Consider the following 24,602-nt stretch of genomic DNA (forward strand, 5'->3'; position numbering starts at 1 on the left):
TTGCTACATCAAGTGACATTCAGCATTTTTTTCATAGGCCGTTTGACCTAAATTTTCAAGCATATCTTGCTCTTCTTTAATTGTTATTTCGGTATTGATCTTGATTGCTTGAGTTTTAGGGGGTCTGATGGAAGCAAAATTAACTTGGTCACGCAGATTTAAATAACTCCATATAGCTTCAATAACTTCTGTTTGATTTAATGCGCAAGTTCTAGCGGGCATTTCTTCATCAGGAGCTATCGACCAAACTTTAGCAATTAGCTTTGTTCCTAATTTTCTTAGTTCTTGATTAGCATTTCTGTCAAAAATAGTAAACTCTATTTTATTTTTAATAATGCCGGATTTTAAGCAGTATTTTCCTAATGTGCTTAATAAACTTGAATACCACATTACTTCAGATATTGTGTGAGGTTCAAGAGCAATTAGAGCGTCGTAATAGATCAAGATGTCAAAAAGGTTATTTGCAAAACGATGAATATTGTATGATTTAACTTTATTTGAATTAGATTGAAACACCTTAAAGATTTTCACTCCAGCTCTTAGCTTTTCGCGATCGCAAAAATAATTTTCTGTAATTAATCCACAAACAGTATCTTCATGTTTAATTAATAAATTAGCTTTTTTATTTACCATACTCTGAATAACATCTGGTGAGCTACATAACAAGAATAGTAGTTTGGGATCATTGCATAAATCTAAAACAGATTTGCCATAGTTATTTTTTTCTTTTACGCTACTACCTTTATCAAAAAACATTCTTAAAATTTTGAATCCAGCTGAATAATATGGGGTAAGATCTTTAAATTCGCTTAAGACTATATGAAGTGGATTATTTCCTTTTTTATTTTTGAATTGAATATCAGCATTAGCATCTAGAAGGGGCTTTATGACTTTAAAGTAACTAGAATCTCTTAAGGCATAGCTTAAAGGGGATTCATTATTTTTATCTTTAATATTAACCCTAATTCCTTTATTAATCAGAAGTTCAACCATCATCTTGCTCTTAGCAAGTACAGCGTAGTGCAAAAATGTCCTCCCCGATACATCTTGATAATTTATATCTGTCTGGCTATCTAATAACAGTTCTACTAATTCAACTTGTTCCTTACGGATAGCATACCATAAATGGCTTAAATTTATTCTCTTATTGCTTAATAAAGCATCTACAGTATCCTTATGTCCATTCTTAAATGCATAATACAAAGCTCTATCTCCATGTTGGTCTTGAAATCTGGAATCAACTCCTTTTTCTAAAAGTAATTTTACAATTTCTGTATGACCTTTTTGAGCAGCTATGATTAAAGCTATTTTATTTCCTTCTAGCTTCAAATCCGCCCCTTTTTCTATTAAGAATCTAGTTAATTCTAATGATCCATGGCATGCTGCATACTTTAAAGCCGTCTTACAATCAGGTTTATTAGAATTAATATTACTGCCGGCGTTGATGAGTAATTTTATGATTTTTATATGATCTTCATACCTATAATCTGAATATGATGACCTCATCGCCAGATCTAAAGCATCGTATCTACCACTCCAGTATTGGTAATGTACTTTTGCACCTTTTTCTAAGAGCAGCTGTACAACATCTGAGCGACCATTAACAGCAGCTGCCATTAGGGGAGTTTCGCCGTCTTTAGCTCTACAATTTATATTTGCTTTTTTATCTAGAATTAATTGTGTTGCTTGTACATCACCAATCCGAGCAGCATAATGCAAAATTCTTCTACCGCAATGGTTTGGAACCTCGGTTCCAAACTTTTCCAGAATAGTTAAGATTAAACTTCTTGCTACTTCGTTTTTTTTAAAACAAGTAGACCAAGATAAGTCGCTTATTAACTTACTGGCTTCATCAACCGCAGGATCAGTTTTAATAGCTAGAGAACTTAATAAAGACGCAAAATAGTCTGAGCAATTTTTATTAGGGTCCTTATTCATTTTATTTATATGTAGTTATATATACTATTTTATATTAATATTTTTAGGGATTCAATATCGCTACCTATCTGCAAAAAAATATCACGAACCCAATTAATCAACACGGAGGCCATGAACTAAGATTTTATATTCTCTTGAGAAAATTCTCGAATGATGATTTAAATTTTTAGCGATGCTTGTATTTTAATAAAAAGTAATAAACTATAAATTTTATGCAAACTATTACTCTATAGTTTCATTTACTCATTTTATGTTATAGTTAAATATATTAAAGGAGAAGTGCTATATAATTTTATTTAAATTTCTTTGATCATGAAACAAGAAACCATCCAAGATGCTAATACTAATTATACTGACCCTATGTCTGAGGTGGCAAAAAGGGGAAATGTTAAAGAGTTAGCAAAGCTGTATGCAAGTGGAGCTAGACCGATTAATGAGTTAGTAGAAAGCCCTTTGAGGGTAGCTGCGGCATACGGACATTTGGAGGTAGTAAAGTGGCTTTTAAAAAATGATTTTGTTAATATTAATGCAGCAAGTAAGCTTGGTCTTACAGCCCTTCATATTGCAATCCTTAAAGGCCATAAGGATATAGTAAAAGCTCTTGTCGCCCAAGATGGGATTAACGTCAACGTAAAAAATGAGAAAGGCATTACTCCTTTACATCTAGCTGCTTTTGAAGGTCATGAGCAAATTGTGCAGCTTCTTTTGGATCAGGATGAGATAGATACAGAGGCTAGATCAAAAGATAGTCATAATTTTGTAGATTTAGCTGTTGGTAAGAACCATTTACAAGTTGTAAAAGTGATCGTAGCTTACAATCAAGTAGTTATTTATGAGAAAAATAATTGGGGAAGGATGGCTATACATGTGGCAGCTTTAAATGGGGCAATTGATGTTGTGAAATTTATTTTAGATTTTGATGAAACCCTTGTGGATGCTAAGGATAAAGATGGCGTCACCCCTTTATGATTAGCTGCTGTGAAAGGGCACGTCAAAATAGTGAACATACTTTTAGAAAGAGGCGCTAACATAAATCATAAAACAAACGAAGGATTTACAGCATTGCACATAGCTGCTCAAGAAGGACAGTTAGAGACTGTTCATCTATTGTTATTGAATGATAAGATTGAGCTTTATCCTGAAAGAGATGGATTACAGCCTTTGCACTTAGCTGCTCAAGGTGGTCATTGTGAGGTTATTAAAGAACTTATGTCTTTAAGTAAGATAGATATTAACGCAGAAGAGGATAGTCGTGATCGAACTCCGCTATATTTAGCTGTTAAATTAGGAAAATACGAAGCTGTTAAATTACTTTTAACTTATGATAACATTGATATTAACTATGAAAGTATGGGGGGGACGCCGCTATATAGAGCTGCATGTGATGGATATGCTGAGATAGTAGAACTACTCTTAGGACAGAAGGGCATAAAAGTAAACAAAGGCAAAGATTTTTCTAATACACCTTTATATGGGGCTGTTGTTGATGGTCATTATAATATAGTTAAGTTACTTCTAAGCCATGATGAAATCGAGTGCAATACAGAAACTTATTATAATAACACACCTTTAACTTTAGCTGCCCAAAACGGTCATATAGAGGTTTTAAAAATACTTTTAGCTCATCAAAAAGTGAAGATTACCGATGAGACCTGGCCTAGGATTTTGTTTAATGCAGCTAAAAATGAGCATCTTGAGACAGTAAAATTTCTTTTACCTATTTCTCAAATTACTTCAGATACCTTAGGTGCTATTTTTGCTAGAACAGCTGAGTTTGGCAAAGATAATATAATCAAGCTACTTTTAACATATGATGAGCTTGAGATAAATAATGCGAAAATTTGGGGTGTTCCCGCTATCCATATGGCTGCAGCAAATAACCGCATTAAGGTACTAAAGTTGCTTTTAGATTGTAGAGAGATTGATGTGAATATCAAAAATTCAAGTGGAGAAACAGCTTTACATAGAGCTGCAAGTAGTGGTCATATAAAAGTAACACAAATGCTTTTATCCCATAAAAAAGCTGACCTCAATAGTAAAGATTTAAAAGGTATAACTCCAATACAAGCTGCCTTGAAAAACAATAATACAGATATTATGAAGCTATTAAGAGAGTATGGGGCTAATTTTAATGTCCTAAATGATAAAGGCTTATCCTTATTAGATATATCAATCTCTAAAAAATATTCAAGAGAAGTTATATTGCTACTTTATAGTTTTGGAGTCTTGCCAAAATCACTTGATGAAGCCAACGCTTATTTTATTAAAAAAAAGCATGAGATTTTTCAAGTCAAGAACAGAATTTATAAGATTGCCGGAGGTTTAAATGCATTGAAATTATTTTCAGACCTAGACATAAAAGACCAGATACATAGATTTAGTATTCAGATGCTAGAAGAGATACATAGAGCAATTGTAGATAAGGTCAACATTGCTGTTATATTAGAGCTAGAAAAGGATAAAATTGTGCTGCCTGATTTAATAAATGCATGTCAAAATTTTACGTCGAATAAGGTGCATAATAAACAAATTCGTCAAGATATAACTAAACTGCGAAAAAAAATAGAAAAGATTTTACCTAATATACCTGCTATTGGTTCTGATTTAACCCATGATGTCGTAGCAGGTTTGCCTAATTCCAATTTTAGGAAGATCGATAAAAATCCATTTGCCCATTTTTGGAAATTTCTTGATACAAAAGAGCAAGGAAAGCTATTCTGTTTAAGGCATGCAAAATATGAAGAAGAAAGTGATATTATATATTCCAAACGCCAACAAAGCCCTCTTGATCAACACGAAGAGCAGCTTGAATATAGTGATCAAAGTGTACTCGGCAGTGTAGAAAGCAGACTATAAGCATGCTCAGGGTCTAGCGGAACAAGAATATAAACTATAGTGTTTAGTCCCGTTATGAGGTGGTTAGGATTAACGATAAAAGATTTTGGGTTAGATTGCCAGGTTTTTATTATAAATTCGAATGGGGTAAGGCCTTTTAAAGTTTTTAGTCGTTTAGCGTAATTATAAGCATCCACAAATATATTCAGATGCTCTCTAAGCTGATCATGATTATCATAGTAATACCTATGAACTGTAGCTTCTTTAAGAGTTCTGTTCATTCTTTCAACTTGACCGTTAGTCCAAGGATGATTCACTTTTGTAAGCCTATGCTCTATGTTGGTATCGTTGCAAACTTTGTCAAATATATGCATAAAAGCATATTTATCTTGAGTCCTGTTGGTAAATTGAATACCGTTATCTGTAAGAATAGTGTGGATTTCATAAGGCACTTTCTTGATTAAGTTTCTTAAAAACTCAGCTGTTTGCACTTTTCCTGATTTTTCTAAAAGTTCGACATAAACAAATTTTGAAGTTCTATCGATAGCTACAAAAAGATAAAGCTTGCCTTCTTCGGTTCTAACTTCTGCAATATCAATATGGAAGTATCCTACGGAGTAAGACTTGAATTTTGCCTTGTTCTTTTTATCCCCTCCAGTTTTAGGTAGTTGGCTGATACCGTGTCTTTGAAACAGGCGATGAAGAGAGGATCTGCTTAAATGAGGTATTGTTGCCTGTAGAGCATACAGGCAATCATCAAGAGGCAATAGTGTTGTTTTTCTGAAAGCGATGCAAGCAGCTTCTTCTTCTGCAGAAAGAACTGTAGACCTAACGCTTTTAGGCCCCATAGCAGCATCACATGTATACTTGCGTTTCCTCCATTTAGCTACAGTCTTAGGATTAATAGAATATTTGGCAGCTAAAGAATTTATGCTTTCTTTACTACTCTGGATATACTTACGTACTGCCTCTGTCGTTTTGGCGCAAGCGTGTAGAATCTGTCCCTTAATGATTCCTTATTAGATGGATCAATTAATAACATAACATTATTATTTATACCATCACAATATGGAACTAAACATCCCTATTAAGTCATTATCTAAACTGTTTACGTTTCTCAAAGAAAAATCTTGTATATCTTATATTCTTACGGAAATGCTTCCAAGCTTTGAGTTCAACAATCTGTTTGATATTTAATATTATCGGTTTAGGAGTATCCAAGTTAAGTGTTTTTTTAGGCTACTTTAAAAAACGTTCTAACAAAATTAAACTGAACCAAAAATACTTTGACTTATTTATTGATTTTAATAAAATATACCATGCTTAAAGTATATATTTAAAAAATTTATTAAGAACTATTGACAATTATTTTATAAATTGCTAGAATGGCATAGTTACCGCAATATTAACTTATGAATTAAAAATATATGTTTGCTCAAATAGCAAATTGCTCAGCTCAATTCAATAATGCAGTTTATACATGCAGTGCTTATTCATTCTTGTTGAGATTGACGACAATAAAAGGTTCTTTTTTAAACAATCAGTCAAATACATTTAAAAAAGCATATGGCGCAACTCATTACAGTTTACCATATCTTGGTTTTAAAGGATGTATTTATATCTTAAATAAAGCCTTCGGCTATACAATCTCTCCTCAAGGTCAACAAATGATTGATATTGTTACAGCATTGGCATTTGTTAACAATCTAGCTCACGAATTTATGCACGTAGATGAAGTTAAAGAATATATGCCAGCTAAATCAGTAGAATCACATCACTATATTCCTGTAATGGGAGATCATGTGGATTCAGATGTAGGAGCTGTTTGCTTAAACTAAAATTCTTGATTCCAGACTTAAAAATAATGATAATGACTTTTTATTAAGTCATTATCTCAAACATCTCGCACTACATACTAGAAGATAGCTGCAATACTCATATAATTTTTACTAGAACAATAAAATAGATAAATTATATGGAATGTATATTTTGCCTAAATGATAATACTATTAAATCATTAGCAATTCATCATCGATTTGATGTCCAGAGGAATTGATTCTAGCATAAAATGACAAGCTTTGTCTTTAATCAAAGAAGGGATAGCATTTAAAGCTATTGCTAATTAAAGTGAGTTTGTCGTCAGAAATACTTTAGAACAAAGCTGTTGTTATTAAACAAACTATTAACAACCAAAGTATTGATTAGATTAAAGTGATTGACGTAGTTGAAATTGATGAGATGTGGCATTATGCCTAAAAAAAATAAAGAAAAATATGGATATGATTTGCTGTCTTTCGTGCCATGCAAAAGATCCTGTCCATTGAAGTTGGCTCTAAACATTAAGGAGTCTACTGTCGAAGCTTGATAGGTACAAAATTAGAACATTTTGTACAGATCACTGCAAGATTTATAGGGACTTAATACCCGAAGGGAAACTTATTCAAAGCAAGAAACAAACAAATGTAGTTGGAAAGTATTAACCGTCACGTCAGACATTACTTAGCCCGTTTAGAAGAAGGCCTCATTGTTATTCAAAATCAGCAGAAATAGTTGAACTTTCTTGTTATTTCTCGTGTGAATCCTAACTATCTTTGCAGTAGCGCAATGCCATAAAAACTTTGCTAAAAGTATCATGGTGTGATATTTTTGCAACACTGTGGCTAAAGTATCACATATTATATCATGTGTTTGACAAATTATTTTTATAAATATAATATATATTAAGCACGAGGTGGATAATTAGTACGCAAAACACACGAGCCTTAATAAATATTAATTTGAAGATTACATATGAAAAAAACAATTTTAGCACTTTTAGCAACAGCTGTTGCCTTCTCTGCATCAGCAGAAAATGTAAAAGAAGGTAAATTCTATTTCAGTAGCGAATTGGGAGGATTTTTACAAAATAAAGTTGCTGCTTCTAAAAATGGAGATACCGATTCTTTAAGATATAAATCCAAAACACCTAATACAGCTTTTGATATGGGTGTTAGCGTTGGTTATTATGCATTAGATAACTTTAGAGTAGAGGTAGCAGTTAACAAACCTTTTCTAAACAAGAGTACCCAGCAGTTTAATAGGTTAAATGCAGGTTTTAAGGATTACGCTACCGTTAAGTTGAAGGTTGCTGCATTACAATTAAAAAGCTATGTTGATTTGTTTGAAATTTCCGACTCAGCTAGATTGTACGCTGGGGGGGGTGTCGGTTTAGCAAACGTTCAAGGTAAAAGAACATATACATCAAACAATAAAAGCTACAAGTTTAAAAATAGATATAACTTTGCTTACTCTGTTGCTGTAGGAGCTGAGTTTGATGCTACAGATAGAATAAAATTAGGTTTAGAGTATAATTGGAAAGATTATGGAAAAGCGCAGGAGAAAAAACCTGATGATGCTACTGACGGATGGACACCTTATAAAACCAATGTACGTGGTCATAGTATCTTAGCAAAATTAAGATTGGATATCTAATTTTGCATCACAGATCTTGCTAGGGCTTACAAGCTCTAGTAGGACCTGTCTATAAAATTCTCTTTCTCAATTTAATCCTTTTAAGTATATTAAATAACCTTCCACCTTGCTTTAGCAGGCTTTATTTAGTATTATTTAAGTGCTGGAATTAATTATAGCAATAACTTTATGCTATAATAAAGCAGACATCTTTTTAAAACTCATAAATGCATAAGAATCATTACGACGTAATTGTAATAGGAGGAGGGCATGCTGGTGTTGAAGCAGCAGCTGCTAGTAGCCGCATGCAGGCCAAAACTTTACTTATTACTAAAGACGTTAACAACTTAGGCGAACTATCATGCAACCCCGCTATAGGAGGAGTTGGTAAGGGCACGCTTGTGAAAGAAATAGATGCTTTAGATGGCGTGATGGGGAGGATTACTGATCAAGCTGGTATTCATTATAAGATGTTAAATGAAAGCAGAGGAGCAGCCGTTTGGGGTCCCAGAGCTCAGGTTGATCGAAGTCTTTACAAAGCTGCAATGCAAAAAGAGATGTGCAATTACCCTAACCTTTCATGCCTTTTTGCAAGCGTAGAAGATCTTATTATTAAAGCGGGAAAGGTTTGTGGCGTAGTATTAGAAGATGGATCTGAAATCTTGGCAGAAAGCGTTGTGCTTACAACGGGAACCTTTCTTTCTGGAGTTATTCATATAGGTCTTACAAATTTTCCAGCAGGTAGGATTAATGAAAAGCCTTCCTATGGTCTGTCCAATACCCTTAAAAGTTGCGGTTTTGAAGTTGCAAGACTGAAAACGGGGACGCCGCCTCGAATAGATAGCAGAACTATTGACTATAGTAATCTAGAAACACAGTATGGTGATAGCATCCCGAGTCCTTTTTCTGAAATGATAGAAAAAGTACACGTGAAACAAATACCTTGTTTTATAACTCGCACTACTGAAGAAACGCATGAAATTATTAGAGCTAATCTTGGCAAATCCGCAATGTATGGAGGAGCAATCCAAAGTGTTGGTCCGAGGTATTGTCCATCAATCGAAGATAAAATTGTGAAGTTTGCACAAAAAACAAGCCATCAAATCTTCCTTGAGCCAGAAGGGTTGGATAGTTTTTGGGTATATCCTAATGGTATTTCTACGTCTTTACCAGAAGAGGCACAAAAAGAATTTTTAAAAACTATACCTGGTTTAGAAAAGGCCCAAATGCTTCGTCCCGGTTATGCAATTGAATACGATTATGTAGATCCGCGTGAGCTAAAAATGACTTTGGAAACTAAAAAAGTTAAAGGATTTTTCTTAGCTGGACAAATTAACGGCACTACAGGATATGAAGAAGCAGGCGCGCAAGGTATTATCGCTGGCATCAATGCGGCTCTTTCAGCAAAGCAGCAAGGACAGTTTATACTAGATAGATCAGATGCGTATATCGGAGTAATGATTGATGATCTGATTACAACCGGAGTAACAGAGCCTTATCGTATGTTTACTTCAAGGTCTGAATATAGAATTACGTTAAGGGCAGACAATGCAGACTTACGCCTTACACAAAAAGGTATTGAAGTAGGTTGCATTTTAAATGAACGTTATAAATTATTTGAGCAAAAAAAAGAAAAGCTTTTTACTTCTAGAGAGGTATTGAAAAATTACTCTATAACTTCAAGTCGTCTTGCAAGCTTAGGTTTTAAAATTGCGCAAGACGGTAGTAAAAAAACTGCTTTCGAATTATTAGGTCTTCCAAATTTCGACTTAGAATCAGTAATTTCTATTTTTCCAGACATAGCGAATGTAGCTAAAAAGTACTTAGATCTTCTTACTACTGAATCTAAGTATGAAAAATATCTAGAAAAACAAAATTTAGATATTGAGCTCTTAAAAAAGGAAATGGAGGCAAAATTGCCTGAAGACATTAATTACGATTCAATCAAGGCTTTACCTACAGAGCTAAAAGAAAAGCTAAAAAAAGTAAATCCAGTAACTTTTGCCGCTGCAAAATATATTTCAGGAATGACGCCAGCTGCACTAATGGCAATTCTTATTCACGCTAAAACGCACTGTTAAAATGTTTCACGTGAAACAAAAGTTATCACAAGATCTAAACGTTTCACGTGAAACAATATCAAAACTAGAAGAATATATTGCATTACTGATTAAATGGAATGAAAAAATTAATTTGATTTCCAAAAATGATATACCTGATATTTGGAATAAACATATTATTTTATGCGCTGAGTTAATGAAGTATATTAATAATAAAGATGTTTCATTAATAGATCTTGGCTCTGGAGGAGGACTGCCTGGGATTATTCTTTCTATTTTAGGAATGCAAAATGTTACTTTAATTGAGTCTAATTCAAAAAAAGCTGCATTTTTATTGCAAGCATCTAAAATTAGTAACTTTCCTGTGCGTATAATAAATGATAGAATCGAAAAACAGCAAATAGAGTGCGATATAATAACCTCAAGAGCTTTTGCATCAATAAATCAGCTTCTTGAGTGCACAAAATATGTGAGGTTTAAAAAATTTATGTTACTGCTTAAAGGGCCAGAGGTTGCTAACGAAATTCCAGATACGAAAGATTTTAATTTTCAAATTGAGCAAAGTAGGTATAGTCCTCTAAGTAAAATAGTGTTAGTGAAGCATAATAATGAGTAAAAAAATCATTGCGGTTGTAAATCAGAAAGGAGGAGTAGGTAAAACTACTACGGCTGTTAACGTTGCAGCAGCCCTTAGTATTATCGGAAAAAAAACTCTTCTAGTTGACTTTGATCCTCAAGGTAATGCAAGTAGCAGTTTAGGAAATAGCCTTGCTGATAGATCGGTCACTGTATATAACTTGCTTACGGGCAATACTACATTAGAAGAAATCTTAACAAAGACAAATTTTGAATTGCTCGATTTATTACCAGCAAATGTTAATTTAGCTGCTCTTGATATCGAGCTTCAATCTTTACGTAATAGAGAATATATTTTTAAAGACAAAATTGCCAACACTGACCATGAATACGTCATTATAGATTGCCCCCCTTCTTTAGGAATGATTGCTATTAATGCACTAGTTGCTGCAACAGATATACTAGTACCTATGCAATGCGAATTTCTAGCATTAGAAGGTTTAAGTCATCTACTAGAGATCATCAAGATAATCAAAGCAAAGTTCAATCCATCCCTAAATATTATGGGTATTTTGCTTACGATGTACGATAAGCGAAATAAACTTACTGAGCTTGTAGAACAAGATGTGCGCAATTGTCTTGGTAAGTTAGTATTCAACACTGTAATTCCTAGGAATGTTAAGCTATCTGAAGCGCCTTCTTATGGTAAACCAGCTATCATATATGATCATCGATGCAGTGGTTCAGTTGCTTACATGCATCTAGTAAAAGAGATTTTAGGATCCATATAAGATAAAAACTACCACTTACTAAATAGATTCTTTTGCTTAACCAATATAACGAGAACTTTTGACTTTAAAATCACTGATTCAATCTCATTGGTATATTAACACATCGAGTATTACATTAAATAATTTGATAAATTTATAATCAACGTAGATGCTATTAAAATTTTTATTTTCATCACGTGCTCTAAGAGCTTGAATTTTTTAAATTCTTAGCATAAAAATTTAAAAAATTTGCTAACAGCATTCAAGTTAATTTAAATCATAAAATTATGGATGAAATAAATTTCAAGCTTAGTCAAGCTGTACAATTTAATAACCTTGAAGCAGCCCAAAGCTTAATTGATCAAGGTGCTCAAGTTAATACAAATGTTGTGTATGCAGTAAATTTAGGGTTCAATATTACACCTTTACAAACTGCAATACGTTTAAGACATATTAAAATGATGAATCTGCTTATTGATAATGGAGCAGATCTTAATCAATCAAATCCAGAGGGTAATACTCCTTTGCATTATGCTGCTGGCTTTAGTTATGAAGCAACAACCTTACTTATAGAAAAAGGAGCAAATTTGCATTTTTTAAACCGATGGGATGAAAATGCTTGTTTTTGGGCAGCTCAAAATAATCAACTTAAAACTTTAAAACTTCTTATAGATAATGGTGCCGATGGGCTAAGACGCAACATACACCTTAAAACACCTTTTGCCTTAATGGCTGATCAAGGGAATATCGAAGGAATGGAAATGCTTTTTGCATTAGGGGCAGATATTAATGCTATGGATCAAGATGGTAAAAATGCTTTAAGTCTTGCTGTAGAAAACCGAAACCTTGATATAATTAGATGGCTTCATGATAAAATGGCGGACTTTAGTGGTATAGATAATGTATTATACTCCGTGAAAAATGATAACTTTGATGTTGCTCTCCTATTATGCAGTTGCCGAGCAGGTCTCAATTTACGGCAAAATTTAGATTTACTGAACGCATTAACTACAAATCTTGATGAAATTACAAAGGTCAATAATATCCATATGTTGGAAAAAATAATGGGTCTGTTGCATGTTCTTGGTGCCGGATATGACTTAATAAGCTATTTTCCAGAAAGTGCTGAGGGGCAAAAACTAGTACACAATATCTCTAATCAATTATTTAATGAGATTAGCCATTTCAATCTAAACCACACAAAGCTTTTTGATGGTTTAACAGGACCAGATATAAGACATAGCATACTTAGCATATATAAAATAGCTAATTTAGATCAGGAATATATACACTGCAAAGATCAGATGAAACTGAATCATCTAGAATCTTATAGCACTATAATGGAATTCATCAATAATGTTCGTGCGTTAGTTGATCCTCTGGTAAAGAATGTAATTACTATACTCAATATTGATTACAAAATATTAGATGAGGTTTTTAAACGGGGCAAAATAGGAGACATAGATCGCAATATTTCATTACTCAAAGGTATAAAAGATATCGATAAAGAAAAACTAAAAATAGAATATCCAGATTTATATGTTGCTTTAAGAAAGGTTACTCCATATCTGCAAAAATCTATTGTGACGAATCAAAATTATAAACTTGAATCTCTAAGATATAACCTATTCAAAATAGGAGCTATAGGAAATATCCAAGATGAAGATATGCTAGCTTTTCATGTAATGAAAAATCTAAAATTATTAAAAGATGATACATTCCATGCTCTTATTACAGAGTACTTTTGCGATAATGCTTTAGAGCCACTTTTGCAAAATTTGAAAATCTCAACTTTTCCTGAAGAACATAGACTTCTAGAAAAAATCCACGATGAAGCAGTTGAAGCGACAGGAAAAGTTGATTTAGCGGTATAGGATTACCTTGCAGTCCAGCCGCAATCTATTGGCAGTGCTGTACCCGTGATAGATTTAGCTGCATCACTACATAGGTAGACAGCTAAGCTGGCTATTTCACTTGGATGTATGAGCTGCTTTATAGCATGTGGAGCTAATATTATGTTTTCTAACGCCTCTTTCTCACTAACTCCATTAACTCTAGCCTGATCTGGAATTTGCCCTCGTACTAAAGGGGTATCAACGTATCCTGGGCAAATGCTATTGACTGTAATACCATTTGTTGCAACTTCAAGAGCTACAGTTTTAGTCAAACCAACTATACCATGTTTAGCTGAAACATATGCTGACTTATTGGGAGATGCCGCAAGTCCATGGGCTGAGGCAATATTTACAATCCTACCCCAACCATTTTTTTTCATAGAAGGAATGACTCCTTTAATTGTATAAAATGCAGCAATAAGGTTAATTCTTATTATTGCTTCCCACTTATCTTCGGGAAAATCTTCTATTGGCGATACCTTTTGAATACCAGCATTATTGACTAAAATATCAATTTGACCAAACTCTTCTAAACCTTGAGAGATCATTGATTTAATTTGAGCTGGATCTGATTGGTCACAGTTATAGTGTTTACATCTGACGCCATGCTCTTGAATACTATTTACGGCATTTTGAATTTCTTCGGGCTTTCCAAAGCCGTTAATTATAATGTTATTGCCGTTTGCAGCTAAAGCTTTTGCTACTTCTAAACCGATACCACTTGTTGCGCCGGTCACAATTGCAGTTTTTAACATAAAATATTAGTAAAAAGTTAATCGATAATTTTAGATATACTGTAATATATACATATGTCTATCAAACACTAAGGGGCAGAGATGAAAAATTTTGAAACATGTTACATAGATAGCGACAATACAGTGTGCTATGGCAAAGAAAACTTGCATGACCATCCTAAGGTTTACTTAAAAATTGATCCACAAAAAAAGGAAGTGATTTGTCCTTACTGCAGCAAGAAATTTATTAAGAATGAAGCCTAAGATATGGGGAATAATTAATATCACACCCGATTCATTTTCTGATGGTGGTAAGTATTTTTCTCTAGAGAATGCTTTAAGGCATGCTCAAGATCTAATCGACTCGGGCGCTGATGTGATTGATATTGGGGGAGAGTCAACTAGGCCTGGCGCCAACGTTTTAGGTTTTGAGGAAGAATGGAGCAGAATTAAAGATATACTGCCATTAATCAAAGAAATCAAAAAAGATGTGATTATTAGTTTAGATACTACTAAAGGGGAGATAATTAAAAGAGCGATAAATTACATTGATATTATCAATGATGTAAGCGGTTTTAGCGATCCTATAATGTTAGATATAGTCAAAAACTCAGGACTTCCAGCTGTATTAATACATAATTTGGGAGTACCTGCCGATCCATCTAAAACGATTCCTGAAGGATTAAATGTAATAGAAGAGGTATCGATGTGGTTTGAAAAAAAACTAGAATCACTGTCATCATCAAATTTGATATTGGATCCAGGCATAGGATTTGGGAAAACAGCATCTCAATCCTTAGAGATACTTAAAAATATAGCAGAATTACATAAATTTAACTTGCCTCTCTTAGTAGGGCATTCTCGCAAAAGCTACATGAAGTTATTAGGCATAGATGATAAAGATGCGGCCACAGGGGTTATATCGCTATATGTGGCACAAAAGCAAGTACAGCACATCAGAGTGCATAACGTAGCTTTAAATAAGCAATTTTTGGACATTTATAACACACTTCTCTAAAATTATTTGCAGTCAATTAACCTCAATTTTTTACTTTTCAACTTGATATTTCCCCTTTATCGTAGACATTTCCTGTCTGTTCTAAGGACGTATCATCTTGTTTTGGATCATTATCTACTTGGTGTATATCCGCTGAAGGCATCCAAGATTTTAATAAGTTTAATGGTGTTAACAATAAAGATTTAAAGCTAAAATATTGGTTTTGTTCTACTTCATTCTGAGTGGAAGCTTTTAAAAGAGATGCAAGAGACTCGAGTTCAAGATATTCTCCAATATTTTGTTCTGCTGTACCTTGTCCTACTACCGACTGTGCATCATATACGGTAAATTCTTTTTGTGAAAAAAATTTAATTACAGTGGTAGCAGCGCATTTATTTACATGCTCCATACATTTCGTCAGTTGTGGATTATGAGGGAAATATTCGTGTATTTTACGCATAATATCTATGTCAATTAGGTAGGTTTCTTTGCTATCAATATGTTTTTGAGCACTAAGACAAAAATTTGCTAATTGTTCCTCAAAATTAAAGGACTGATTTATTTTGTGGGCTACAAAATTATGTACACGATCTAATGATTCCTCCATGCTGCGTTGTATCAACTTCATTGCTAACAATTTTTCTCCTGAGGGTATTTTTTTGATTTCTTTTTTTTCATTATCAATCAATGACTCAAGCAACGTTTTACCTCCTATAAGCTTTTTATGTATGAAAGTATCTAAATTTTGGGGAGTTAGTTGCGCTCCATAATTTATTAAATTTATGATCGTCTTACACTGATCATATTCATCTGATGAAAAACTAAAAAATATATATTCTACATAAGAGAACTCATTATTATCTCCGGCTACTTCTAAAGGACCTATGTCTTTGTTATCTTTAATATCGCATTTAGCACCGAGCTTGATTAATGCTAATGCTGTTTCATGTTCTCCATATAGTGAGGCCTTATAAAAAGGAGTTTGACCTTCCGAGTCAACACTTTCAAGAAGCTCAGGATATTTTTTCACTAAGGCCACAACTTTTTTGGTAACACCTCTAGCTGCAGCTTTATGAATTGTTGATGCCGTCCCTTCATCGATAGGTTCAATCACTTTAGCTCCTTTATCAATCAATAAATACGTAGCCTTACCCGTTGATGCCAAATCTAATACAGTATCTCCTGAATTATCTTTTGCATTAACATCCGCACCTTTGTCAATTAACATTTCTATTAATTCATTTTTTCCTTTACTTGCAGCATAGTGCAAAGGTGTCTTGCCTTCCTCATTTCTTGAATCTACATAAGCGCCTTTATCGATAAGATATTCTGCTAGATCTTTATTTCCCCCTTCTATAGCTAGATGTAAAAGGCTATTTCCTGAGGAATCTTTATAATTAATATCTGTTACATCATTATCTAACAGTTTTTTACACTGTTCATATTTGCCTTTCGTACAATATGTTTTTATTCTAAAATCAGGATTAATTATGCCTCTAATGTAAGTAATAACATCTATTGTTGGCATAATAAAAAACTCTAGAGTAAACATTACGGCATAAGATGTGATATATGAAATATAATAAAACATTAGAATACTATTTTAACTTTTATATAATTTAAATATATTATCTTTTAAATATAATGTCCATATAGAAGATTTAGATAAAAATAATAAGCAATGTTGGGTATTTATGACAAGCAAAATCATTTACTTAATGGGTCAACCTGGATGCGAAAAATATAGGCACTGTGAACCTCTAATTTGACAAAAACCATAGCAAAAAAGCCCCCAAAAACGGATTTCACCTTATCAAAACGAGAGATTACCGCCCATTTTACGGTGCCGTAGTAAGATGTTTGGTATCGAATTTTATGGAAAACGAAGGATGAATTAATAAAAATGATTATAATAACATTGCTCGATTTTTATCTCCCAGTTATTAACTATTAAAATTACTGTTTAAGCATAGGATCTGCATAGTTAATTTTGACCTCGTTAATATCGTTGAGATAAAATAGTAAATCGCCTATATAGCTTGTGCGTGCTTCTTTAATTATAGCTTTCTGCATTTCTTCTTTTAATTTTGCATTAGGTTTTATGCTGTTGATATAGGCTACATATCCCATATCTCCATTAATTAGTGGAGGTAAGATGGTTCCAGCTTTTGGGGTGTTGATTATAGATGTTGCAAGTTCAGTTGGTAGTTTTAGTTCAGTTCTGATATTAATTATTTCCTCCTTGATCTCAAATTTATTTTGTTTTGCAAATCTTAGTAATTCTTGTTTAGTTTTGAGGTTGGATAAAGCTTTTTCCATAGCTTCTAAAGACTTTACTTTATGTAGCCTTTCCTTCACCTGTTCTATTACTATGTCTAATTCTGGGAGGTGACTTGGTGATATTTTATTGACACTGAAGATGATATGTTGATCCTTTGATATTTTAAATACTTCAGGAATATCTACCATGTCGATTGTAAATAACTGCTCTGCTAAGGGGGCTAGCTCCTTATTACTCGATAAGGCTTCTAAACTTTGATTCTTTAGTTTTATGAGCTTAAAGTTAAATTTTTCTGCTGCTAGTTCAAGAGAACCGCTATAATCTATTTCATCTTCAATGGTTTGAGTGCACTCTTCAATGCTTTTTACCTTATCATTCATATGTTTCTTGATAAAATCTTTATCTAAGATTACATAAGATATATCGCGCATTTCAGGTAAGGTGAAGCTTTCCTTATTTTGATCAAAAAACTCTTCTATTTCCTCCTGCTTTAGAGAAGATTTTATCTTAAACTTAGACGCATCCGCCTTAACTAGAGTTATGTTTTTATCTGTACTGTAAAAGTTTTCAAGCCCGCGTCTTAAAATTTGAGGTACATATATGCTTGTAAAGCAGAAATGTAAGGTATTTTGAATGAGTAAATTATGTATTTGTGCTAGATATAGCTCTTGGCTTAACCCAAGACGGTGAGTTGCCTCTTTAAACTTTGCTTCGTCGAATTCCTTATTTTCATTTTGAAACGCAGGGTTTTGTTTGATAAATTCAGCAATAGAGTGATCATTAAAAGATAATCCGAATTTTTTGGCAACAGATAGTAATAACTTTTCCTTAATTAGGTCTGGCAAAATTATTTGCTCCATAATAGCTGGATTCGTATTTGAATCAACACCAAAGAAACGCATCTTTAAAAAAACATCCTGTCTTGTGATGTTTGGGGCTTGTTTAAAAGAGACCACGTCAGAGTTTGACGCATTACGGCTTCCACGAATTAAATCAGATAAACCGAGTCCTAAAAAAGCGGCCACAATTAGCAAGATAATGAATTTAGTTGCATTACTATCTTGTAATTTGCGCAGATTTGACAGCATCGTTAAAAATCTAGGTTAATGTTTTTAATTGTAGTATTCAGCTTATCGAGCACTTCTTGAGTAATATTTAAGTTGGGATTTGCATATAAAAGTTGGGAGGTGGGAAGGACCACAATGCAGCCTTTAACTTTACAGATATCTTCAATTATTTGAGTAATAACATTATTTATTTGCATAATACCATTAGAATAAGCTTTATCCAGTTTAGTTTTCTGACTTTGAGCATATTTTTTTGCATCTTGAATTTTATTCTCAAAAGCAGCGGACTTTTTTCTGACATCATCAGCTGGTATTTTGCCCTTACTTTGGAGCAAAGCTTCTTCTTCCTTTTTTAATTCTTGTATCTTTTGATTACTCTCATCTTGCAGACTTTGCATTTTTTTGTCAGCTTGAGTGCTGAGATCCTTAAGAGCCAGTGAATTATCTAAAATGTTTTGTACATCTACTACTGCAATCTGGTTTGCAAAACATGTTTGATGCAAGAACAAAAGAACAAAAATTAATTTTTTTAACATACTATAAATTCGTACTAAAGCTTAAATGCCAATTTTGTCTCTCATCGTATTTCCTTTTAACAAGAGCTTTGGCAAAGTCTATTCTGATAGGAGCAAGCCTTGTGATCCAAAGTATCCCGCAACCAACTGATAAGTGAGGTCTTTTGCTATCCCATACATCAGACTTGGAGTAAGAGCTGCCTGGTTTTAAATCAAAGTTCCATAAAGCACCATAATCTACAAATAAATTACCTGTTAAATTGAGTTCTTTTGGAAGTCCTAGTGGAAAATTAAGCTCTGCTGTAAGAACATAGTATTTTTGTCCTCCTAAAGCCTCTTTATCACCAGTTTTGTCACGAGGTCCAATACCGGCAAACGCAAATCCTCTAAATGAAGCATCACCCAAGTTGAATCTATCTTGAATTCTTACTTTTTTGCCTCCAACTCCGTTTATAATACCTGCAGAAGCAGCAATTTTAATTCTGTAAGAGTCTTTAAAGAATGATTTGAAGTATTTGGCATCAAATTCATGTTTTAAGTACTTATTATGCCCTCCAACTCCAGCATACTCTTGTGTTCCCGAAATGCTGTAGCCATTACGTGGAAATATCCTATTGTCTGTCTTATCATAAAATAAAGAATGACCAATTGCAGAAGTAACAACCTTACCAGCTTGTTCTTGAACATACTTAGAAGCTTGGGTATTTTTGTTAATAGAGATGTTATCAAATTTATATGAGTAATATACGTTGTGGTATAAATCTTCCAATAAACTATATCCAAGATCTACTCTCAATCCATAAGTAATTAAGTCATAAGGTCTGTAAGCAGCAAATTTCTTCTTTTTATCTGTTTTACTTGTGTGAATGGATCCAGTAACTCCTAAGCTCATATTACGGTCAAGGAAATGGGGCTCTGTTAAACCTAAAGAGTAATGTTTGTAACGGCTACCACCGGTAATACCAGCATCAAGAGTTTTACCCATGCCAAGGAAATTTCTTTCATTATATCCAATACCAGCTTGAAAACCCGAACCAGTATTATATCCTGTGTGCAAGTTAATACCTGAAGTCGATTTTTCCTCTACTTCAACTTCCAGATTATATTTATTGGTTTTACCTGAAGGCGTTGTGTATATTTTTAATTTTTCTGCTTCAAAGTAATCTAAGTTGATTAAGTTTCTTTTAGACTGCTCAATTTGATCGCGATTAAAAATATCTCCTTCAGAAATTTTGAATTCTCTTCTAATGACCTTGTCACGGGTTTTAGTATTGCCTCTAATGTTAATTTTATCGATGTATGCTTTGTATGCCTTTTCTACGATAAAAGATATATTAATAATAGATTTTTTGGGATCTTTTGAGACTGTTTGTGCTGAAACGCTTACCTCAGGATATCCTTTGTTTTCAATGTAATTTGAAATAGCCCTTGCCAGTTCATCTAACTCTTCAGCATTATATGTGTCGCCTCTTTTGACATTAAGCAAGCTTTTAAGCTCATCTGTATTAATTTCTTTTATATTGTTAGAGATATCTATATCTCCTAAAGAATATTTATTACCCTCCTCTATTACATAAATAATGTCGAAATAATCTTTATTTTTAGATATTTGAGTATTAACTGAGACCACATGAAAATCAGCAAATCCTTGAGAATTATAGAATGCTTGTAGCATCATTTGATCATGCTCAATCTTTTCTGGACTATATGAATTTTGTACCCAGAATTTCAACCACATCTTTTCTTTCGTAACCAACTTAGACTTCAAAGAAGAGTCCGTGAAGTTATTATTGCCAACAAATCCAATTTTGCGTACTTCTACTTTTGGCCCTTCGGTGATTTTAAAGATAACTTTAGCTCTATCATTAGGAAGTCTTTCTACTTGATGTTCAACCTTGGTTAAAAAGCTTCCTTGTTTTCTATACAGCTCTTTGATCTTTAAAATATCTGAATGGATTATAAAATCACTTAAAGTTGTACCAAAGTTAGTTAATATTTCCTTTTTTAATGCGTGCGTACTAATTTTAACGTTTCCTTCGATTACAACGTCTGAAATAACAGGATATTCTTGAACTTTGACAGTTAGTACTCCTTTAGCGAGATTAATACTTACGCGTTCAAAAAAAGATGTAGCATATAGGTTTTGTATAGCTTTGTCTTGCCTTTTATCAGTAACGTCGTCACCTACATTAATTTTTAGATAATTTTTAATTGTTGCCTTTTCAATACGAGAATTTCCTTCTATTTTAATAGATTGTACTTTTTCTGCTAATGCGCTTGTCGCAAGCAAGCTTAGGGCAATTAGTGACTTAAATTTGAACATTTTATATAGTCCTGTTTAAAAAATTATTAGCACAAGTAAGACTCGTGCGTTAAAATCGTAGAGTTAAGAGGTATTATAACCAACTATTTAATCTTTACAAAATAAAATTATGCCCTTTAAAAGTGCGCGTCGAATAAATAGAATTGCTGCGGTTCAGTGTATTTACTATTATCATTCTACAAGTTTTGATATAAATAAGGTCCAACAAGATATCAAAAGTTTATATCCAAATCAGGCTTTAGAAAGTGATCACGAAATATTTACGAGCAATCTTCAGCATGACCATTTTGAAGAACTAATAAACAATTTTTTAGGTAATGCCGATATTATAGATAAAAGAATTTCGGCCAATCTCAAAGAAGGATGGACTATAGATAACTTGCATTTAACTCTTTTATCGATTATTAGAATAGGTATTGGAGAGCTTTTATATACTAATAACACTCCGTTTCAAGTTATAATAAGTGAGTTTGCAGATATTGCTGGCCTTATGTTACAAAAAAATGAGGTCGCATTTGTTAATTCCATAATGCAAAAAGTTCATAACGATCGTGAGTTATTTTTTTAGATTAATAAACAAAATTACGGGATACCATTTAGTAAGAGCGCTTTTTGCCTTTAGTTTAGGAGTAATAATTCTTATTTCATGCTTGACGCACGATCCATATGATCCTTCTTTGAATGTAGCAACTGGTCAGCCTCCAGTAAATTTCTTAGGATTTTTTGGCAGTTGCGTTGCAGATATATTTATGCAATTTTTTGGATTAAGCTCATATATTTTCGCTTTTACTTTCATTTATTGGAGTATTTTTGTCTTCAAAAATAAGCAATTACAATACTTTACCCTTAAGCTATTTTCGCTTTTAATGTGCGTGACTTCATGCTGCGTAATGCTTAGCTGGTACAATTCTGGGGGACTAATTGGCAGCTTGGCCAAAGATTCTGATTTAATGATTAAGTACTTTGCGCTACTTAATTTTATATTATTTTTAAGCTTTGTGCTTTATATACCTCGTAGCGAGCGATTTGCGACAATAAGAAAAGAATTGCCAAAAGAAACTAAAATTAGCAAGATTTATCAAGCCGAGAAAAAAGGTCCTCCTAAAGCATTTAAGAAACGCACTGACCAAGATTTTCAATTGCCAGATCTAAATTTGCTTCACGAACACGATACACAAAACCATAAACAAGAAACTAAAGCTCAGATTGAACAAAATGCTGCTGACTTATTAAAAACTCTAGGAGATTTTGGAGTTAAAGGAAAAATTATATCCATCAGCCAAGGTCCAGTCGTCACATTATACGAGTTTGAGCCAGCTGCGGGGACTAAATCTTCAAGGGTGATAGGTCTTGCAGGAGATATTGCAAGGTCTTTAAGCGCAGTATCTGCCCGTATATCCACCATTGCAGGACGTAATGCTTTAGGTATAGAACTCCCAAATACAAATAGACAGTTTTTTGGTATCAAAGAGTTAATACAAACCACTGAATATAACGATCATAAAAATACCTTACCGATTATTTTAGGCAAAGATATAGGCGGCAAACCTTTCGTAGTAGATCTAGCAAAAATGCCCCACTTGCTTATTGCGGGAACTACGGGTTCTGGTAAGTCTGTTGGTATTAACACTATGATTATGTCTTTGCTTTATCGTTATACACCAGATGAATGCAAGCTAATCATGATAGATCCTAAAATGCTTGAACTATCTGTGTATGATGATATTCCTCATCTGCTTACGCCAGTTGTTACAGAATCAAGTAAGGCTGTGCAAGCTTTAAAATGGGCTGTAAGAGAAATGGAGCAGCGATATAGGTTGATGTCCCAAATTGGCGTCAGAAATATTACAAACTATAACCAACGAGTACTTGATGCGATAAACAAAGGTGAAAACTCTAATGATTATAGGGAATTAGTGAGTGAGGGGGGTAAATATTTGCCCGAAGGTAAACTAAAAACTATGCCATTTGTTGTAATTATTGTCGATGAAATGGCAGATTTAATGCTAGTTTCTGGCAAAGAGATAGAAAGCTACATCCAGCGCTTAGCGCAAATGGCACGTGCTGCAGGCCTTCACCTTATTACTGCAACTCAAAGGCCATCTGTAGACGTTATTACTGGTGTTATCAAAGCAAACTTTCCTAGCCGCATTAGCTTTAAGGTGACATCTAAAATTGATAGTAGAACCATTTTAGGAGAAATGGGTGCTGAGCAGTTGCTTGGAATGGGTGACATGCTTTACATGGGAAATGGCTCTAAAATCACTAGGGTGCATGGGCCATTTGTGGGTGATAGGGAAGTAGAGGATGTGGTAGAATTCTTAAAGTCTCAAGGCACTCCTGAATATGTCAGTGCAGTGACGGCATTGGATGAAGAAAGCGAAGCAGATATGTTTTTTGAGGGAGATGGTGGAGATGATGATAAGTTATACGCTCAAGCGATTCAAATTGTTAAACGCGATCGCAAATGTTCTACGAGCTACATTCAGCGGTGTCTTAGGATAGGATATAACAGAGCTGCAATTCTTGTAGAGAGAATGGAGAAAGAAGGGATCATATCAGAGCCGAACCATTCAGGCAAACGTGAGATATTTATGGAGTAATAAAATGAACTTTATTTTAGTTATTTTGTTATGTCTTTACAGCACATGCTTTGTTAACAGTCCTATAACTAATTTATAGATTGTCTAAGGTTTCTGAATGCACTCTGGAAATTGGTATGTAGTTTTAGCAAATTATCGAGTTACTAATTAACGAGATCTGGATTGATCCTTTAATCTATCCCCTAGGGCTTTAGTAACTTCTCATTTAACGTATTCGCGTGTCTCAAAAGGTTTGGAGGAAGCATGCTTTCTGGATATTCCTTCTGGCAAGAGTCCTGATATTTTCTCGCCTCTAAGGGCCGCACTTAAAGCTTCTAAAGCTATCGGTAAGTCTTCTCTTGCTGTCTCACTCAAGCTCAGTTCATCGATTTTGTCGTATACTGCATTTCGTAATTCCTTTGGATCTTTATTTAATAACTTAAAAAAGTCGAATTGTTCTTTATGTTTATCAACCTCTTCAACCCATTCTCGTATCAATTGTGCATAAGCTTCGACAGGAATTCTCTCTTGTGGATCTTCTCCCATAACTTTTACCCCTTCATCCATAATTAATTATTT

General features: G+C 33.6%; 20 protein-coding genes and 1 pseudogene. 13 read left to right on the forward strand and 8 right to left on the reverse strand.

The genetic code is table 11. The annotated features are described in order from the left end of the window. Window positions 1–3 precede the first annotated feature (3 nt). Window positions 4–1,938 (reverse strand): ankyrin repeat domain-containing protein, encoded by a 1,935-nt coding sequence (locus phytr_RS05575; RefSeq protein WP_106874877.1) that lies wholly within the window; start codon window positions 1,936–1,938, stop codon window positions 4–6. Between the two features lie 312 nt (window positions 1,939–2,250). On the opposite strand from phytr_RS05575, the gene phytr_RS05580 reads away from it, so the two are divergent. Then, window positions 2,251–2,907, forward strand: a complete 657-nt coding sequence (locus phytr_RS05580; protein ID WP_106874878.1) for an ankyrin repeat domain-containing protein — start codon at window positions 2,251–2,253, stop codon at window positions 2,905–2,907. Window positions 2,908–2,916: 9 nt separating this feature from the next. Then, on the forward strand, window positions 2,917–4,794 hold the full coding sequence (locus phytr_RS05585; RefSeq protein ID WP_106874879.1) for an ankyrin repeat domain-containing protein: 1,878 nt from the start codon (window positions 2,917–2,919) through the stop codon (window positions 4,792–4,794). On the opposite strand, the gene phytr_RS05590 is transcribed toward phytr_RS05585, so the two are convergent. Beyond that, window positions 4,758–5,783 carry an IS481 family transposase gene (locus tag phytr_RS05590; protein WP_234352508.1) on the reverse strand — a complete coding sequence of 342 codons (1,026 nt, stop codon included), beginning with the start codon at window positions 5,781–5,783 and terminating at the stop codon, window positions 4,758–4,760. The two genes, phytr_RS05585 and phytr_RS05590, sit on opposite strands and share 37 nt — an antisense overlap. 417 nt (window positions 5,784–6,200) lie before the next feature. Between phytr_RS05590 and phytr_RS05595 the strand changes: the two genes are divergently transcribed. The 6 genes from phytr_RS05595 to phytr_RS05620 all read left to right on the forward strand — a co-directional run bounded on the left by phytr_RS05595 (window position 6,201) and on the right by phytr_RS05620 (window position 13,503). Further along, window positions 6,201–6,611, forward strand: coding sequence for a hypothetical protein (locus phytr_RS05595; protein ID WP_106874880.1), 411 nt, complete (start codon window positions 6,201–6,203; stop codon window positions 6,609–6,611). 952 nt (window positions 6,612–7,563) lie between these two features. After that, the gene (locus phytr_RS05600; protein WP_106874881.1) at window positions 7,564–8,244 is read left to right on the forward strand and encodes an outer membrane protein; all 681 of its coding nucleotides are present in this window, start codon (window positions 7,564–7,566) and stop codon (window positions 8,242–8,244) included. 206 nt (window positions 8,245–8,450) lie between these two features. Beyond that, window positions 8,451–10,304, forward strand: coding sequence for a tRNA uridine-5-carboxymethylaminomethyl(34) synthesis enzyme MnmG (gene mnmG, locus phytr_RS05605; protein ID WP_106874882.1), 1,854 nt, complete (start codon window positions 8,451–8,453; stop codon window positions 10,302–10,304). Window positions 10,305–10,314: 10 nt separating this feature from the next. Then, window positions 10,315–10,899: a 16S rRNA (guanine(527)-N(7))-methyltransferase RsmG gene (gene rsmG, locus phytr_RS05610; protein WP_158706892.1), complete on the forward strand. Its 585-nt coding sequence runs from the start codon at window positions 10,315–10,317 to the stop codon at window positions 10,897–10,899. After that, window positions 10,892–11,650, forward strand: coding sequence for a ParA family protein (locus phytr_RS05615; protein WP_106874884.1), 759 nt, complete (start codon window positions 10,892–10,894; stop codon window positions 11,648–11,650). The genes rsmG and phytr_RS05615 overlap by 8 nt, the downstream gene beginning before the upstream one ends. Before the next feature lie 266 nt (window positions 11,651–11,916). Further along, a complete protein-coding gene (locus tag phytr_RS05620) occupies window positions 11,917–13,503 on the forward strand; it encodes an ankyrin repeat domain-containing protein (protein WP_106874885.1) in 1,587 nt (528 codons plus the stop codon). Between the two features lie 2 nt (window positions 13,504–13,505). On the opposite strand, the gene phytr_RS05625 is transcribed toward phytr_RS05620, so the two are convergent. Then, window positions 13,506–14,279, reverse strand: a complete 774-nt coding sequence (locus phytr_RS05625; protein ID WP_106874886.1) for a 3-hydroxybutyrate dehydrogenase — start codon at window positions 14,277–14,279, stop codon at window positions 13,506–13,508. 81 nt (window positions 14,280–14,360) lie between these two features. Between phytr_RS05625 and phytr_RS05630 the strand changes: the two genes are divergently transcribed. Beyond that, complete coding sequence (locus tag phytr_RS05630; protein WP_106874887.1) at window positions 14,361–14,522, forward strand: zinc-finger domain-containing protein; 162 nt, start codon at window positions 14,361–14,363, stop codon at window positions 14,520–14,522. Beyond that, on the forward strand, window positions 14,512–15,276 hold the full coding sequence (gene folP, locus phytr_RS05635; protein WP_106874888.1) for a dihydropteroate synthase: 765 nt from the start codon (window positions 14,512–14,514) through the stop codon (window positions 15,274–15,276). Before phytr_RS05630 ends, folP begins: the two co-directional genes overlap by 11 nt. A 37-nt stretch (window positions 15,277–15,313) precedes the next feature. Here folP and phytr_RS05640 read toward each other — a convergent pair whose 3' ends face one another. The 4 genes from phytr_RS05640 to bamA form a co-directional block, all read right to left on the reverse strand. Beyond that, window positions 15,314–16,783, reverse strand: coding sequence for an ankyrin repeat domain-containing protein (locus phytr_RS05640; protein WP_158706893.1), 1,470 nt, complete (start codon window positions 16,781–16,783; stop codon window positions 15,314–15,316). A 428-nt stretch (window positions 16,784–17,211) separates the two neighbouring features. Then, complete coding sequence (locus tag phytr_RS05645) at window positions 17,212–18,624, reverse strand: SurA N-terminal domain-containing protein (RefSeq protein WP_106874890.1); 1,413 nt, start codon at window positions 18,622–18,624, stop codon at window positions 17,212–17,214. 2 nt (window positions 18,625–18,626) lie between these two features. Further along, window positions 18,627–19,139, reverse strand: a complete 513-nt coding sequence (locus phytr_RS05650; RefSeq protein WP_106874891.1) for an OmpH/Skp family outer membrane protein — start codon at window positions 19,137–19,139, stop codon at window positions 18,627–18,629. Window position 19,140: 1 nt separating this feature from the next. Next, window positions 19,141–21,441, reverse strand: coding sequence for an outer membrane protein assembly factor BamA (bamA, locus tag phytr_RS05655; protein WP_106874892.1), 2,301 nt, complete (start codon window positions 21,439–21,441; stop codon window positions 19,141–19,143). A 109-nt stretch (window positions 21,442–21,550) separates the two neighbouring features. On the opposite strand from bamA, the gene phytr_RS05660 reads away from it, so the two are divergent. The 3 genes and pseudogenes from phytr_RS05660 to phytr_RS05665 all read left to right on the forward strand — a co-directional run bounded on the left by phytr_RS05660 (window position 21,551) and on the right by phytr_RS05665 (window position 24,044). Then, window positions 21,551–22,009: a transcription antitermination factor NusB gene (locus tag phytr_RS05660; protein WP_106874893.1), complete on the forward strand. Its 459-nt coding sequence runs from the start codon at window positions 21,551–21,553 to the stop codon at window positions 22,007–22,009. Then, window positions 21,993–22,439 (forward strand): annotated as a pseudogene (locus phytr_RS06550) (DNA translocase FtsK 4TM domain-containing protein); the annotation flags it as partial. The gene phytr_RS05660 and the pseudogene phytr_RS06550, both read left to right, overlap by 17 nt. Then, the gene (locus phytr_RS05665; RefSeq protein ID WP_410519432.1) at window positions 22,440–24,044 is read left to right on the forward strand and encodes a DNA translocase FtsK; all 1,605 of its coding nucleotides are present in this window, start codon (window positions 22,440–22,442) and stop codon (window positions 24,042–24,044) included. It begins immediately after the preceding pseudogene. A 201-nt stretch (window positions 24,045–24,245) separates the two neighbouring features. Here phytr_RS05665 and phytr_RS05670 read toward each other — a convergent pair whose 3' ends face one another. Next, window positions 24,246–24,590: a hypothetical protein gene (locus tag phytr_RS05670; protein ID WP_106874894.1), complete on the reverse strand. Its 345-nt coding sequence runs from the start codon at window positions 24,588–24,590 to the stop codon at window positions 24,246–24,248. Between the last annotated feature and the right edge of the window lie 12 nt (window positions 24,591–24,602).

It is taken from the genome of Candidatus Phycorickettsia trachydisci, assembly GCF_003015145.1.
GTDB lineage: Bacteria > Pseudomonadota > Alphaproteobacteria > Rickettsiales > Rickettsiaceae > Phycorickettsia > Phycorickettsia trachydisci.

What these genes read in the sequence shown, in the direction of transcription:
- phytr_RS05615 (WP_106874884.1), top strand. Translation starts at nt 10,892, where the DNA reads ATGAGTAAAAAAATCATTGCGGTTGTAAATCAGAAAGGAGGAGTAGGT.
- phytr_RS05595 (WP_106874880.1), top strand. Translation starts at nt 6,201, where the DNA reads ATGTTTGCTCAAATAGCAAATTGCTCAGCTCAATTCAATAATGCAGTT.
- phytr_RS05620 (WP_106874885.1), top strand. Translation starts at nt 11,917, where the DNA reads ATGGATGAAATAAATTTCAAGCTTAGTCAAGCTGTACAATTTAATAAC.
- folP (WP_106874888.1), top strand. Translation starts at nt 14,512, where the DNA reads ATGAAGCCTAAGATATGGGGAATAATTAATATCACACCCGATTCATTT.
- phytr_RS05625 (WP_106874886.1), bottom strand. Translation starts at nt 14,279, where the DNA reads ATGTTAAAAACTGCAATTGTGACCGGCGCAACAAGTGGTATCGGTTTA.
- phytr_RS05645 (WP_106874890.1), bottom strand. Translation starts at nt 18,624, where the DNA reads ATGCTGTCAAATCTGCGCAAATTACAAGATAGTAATGCAACTAAATTC.
- phytr_RS05670 (WP_106874894.1), bottom strand. Translation starts at nt 24,590, where the DNA reads ATGGATGAAGGGGTAAAAGTTATGGGAGAAGATCCACAAGAGAGAATT.
- phytr_RS05600 (WP_106874881.1), top strand. Translation starts at nt 7,564, where the DNA reads ATGAAAAAAACAATTTTAGCACTTTTAGCAACAGCTGTTGCCTTCTCT.
- phytr_RS05650 (WP_106874891.1), bottom strand. Translation starts at nt 19,139, where the DNA reads ATGTTAAAAAAATTAATTTTTGTTCTTTTGTTCTTGCATCAAACATGT.
- mnmG (WP_106874882.1), top strand. Translation starts at nt 8,451, where the DNA reads ATGCATAAGAATCATTACGACGTAATTGTAATAGGAGGAGGGCATGCT.
- phytr_RS05580 (WP_106874878.1), top strand. Translation starts at nt 2,251, where the DNA reads ATGAAACAAGAAACCATCCAAGATGCTAATACTAATTATACTGACCCT.
- phytr_RS05575 (WP_106874877.1), bottom strand. Translation starts at nt 1,938, where the DNA reads ATGAATAAGGACCCTAATAAAAATTGCTCAGACTATTTTGCGTCTTTA.
- phytr_RS05660 (WP_106874893.1), top strand. Translation starts at nt 21,551, where the DNA reads ATGCCCTTTAAAAGTGCGCGTCGAATAAATAGAATTGCTGCGGTTCAG.
- phytr_RS05640 (WP_158706893.1), bottom strand. Translation starts at nt 16,783, where the DNA reads ATGCCAACAATAGATGTTATTACTTACATTAGAGGCATAATTAATCCT.
- phytr_RS05630 (WP_106874887.1), top strand. Translation starts at nt 14,361, where the DNA reads ATGAAAAATTTTGAAACATGTTACATAGATAGCGACAATACAGTGTGC.
- bamA (WP_106874892.1), bottom strand. Translation starts at nt 21,441, where the DNA reads ATGTTCAAATTTAAGTCACTAATTGCCCTAAGCTTGCTTGCGACAAGC.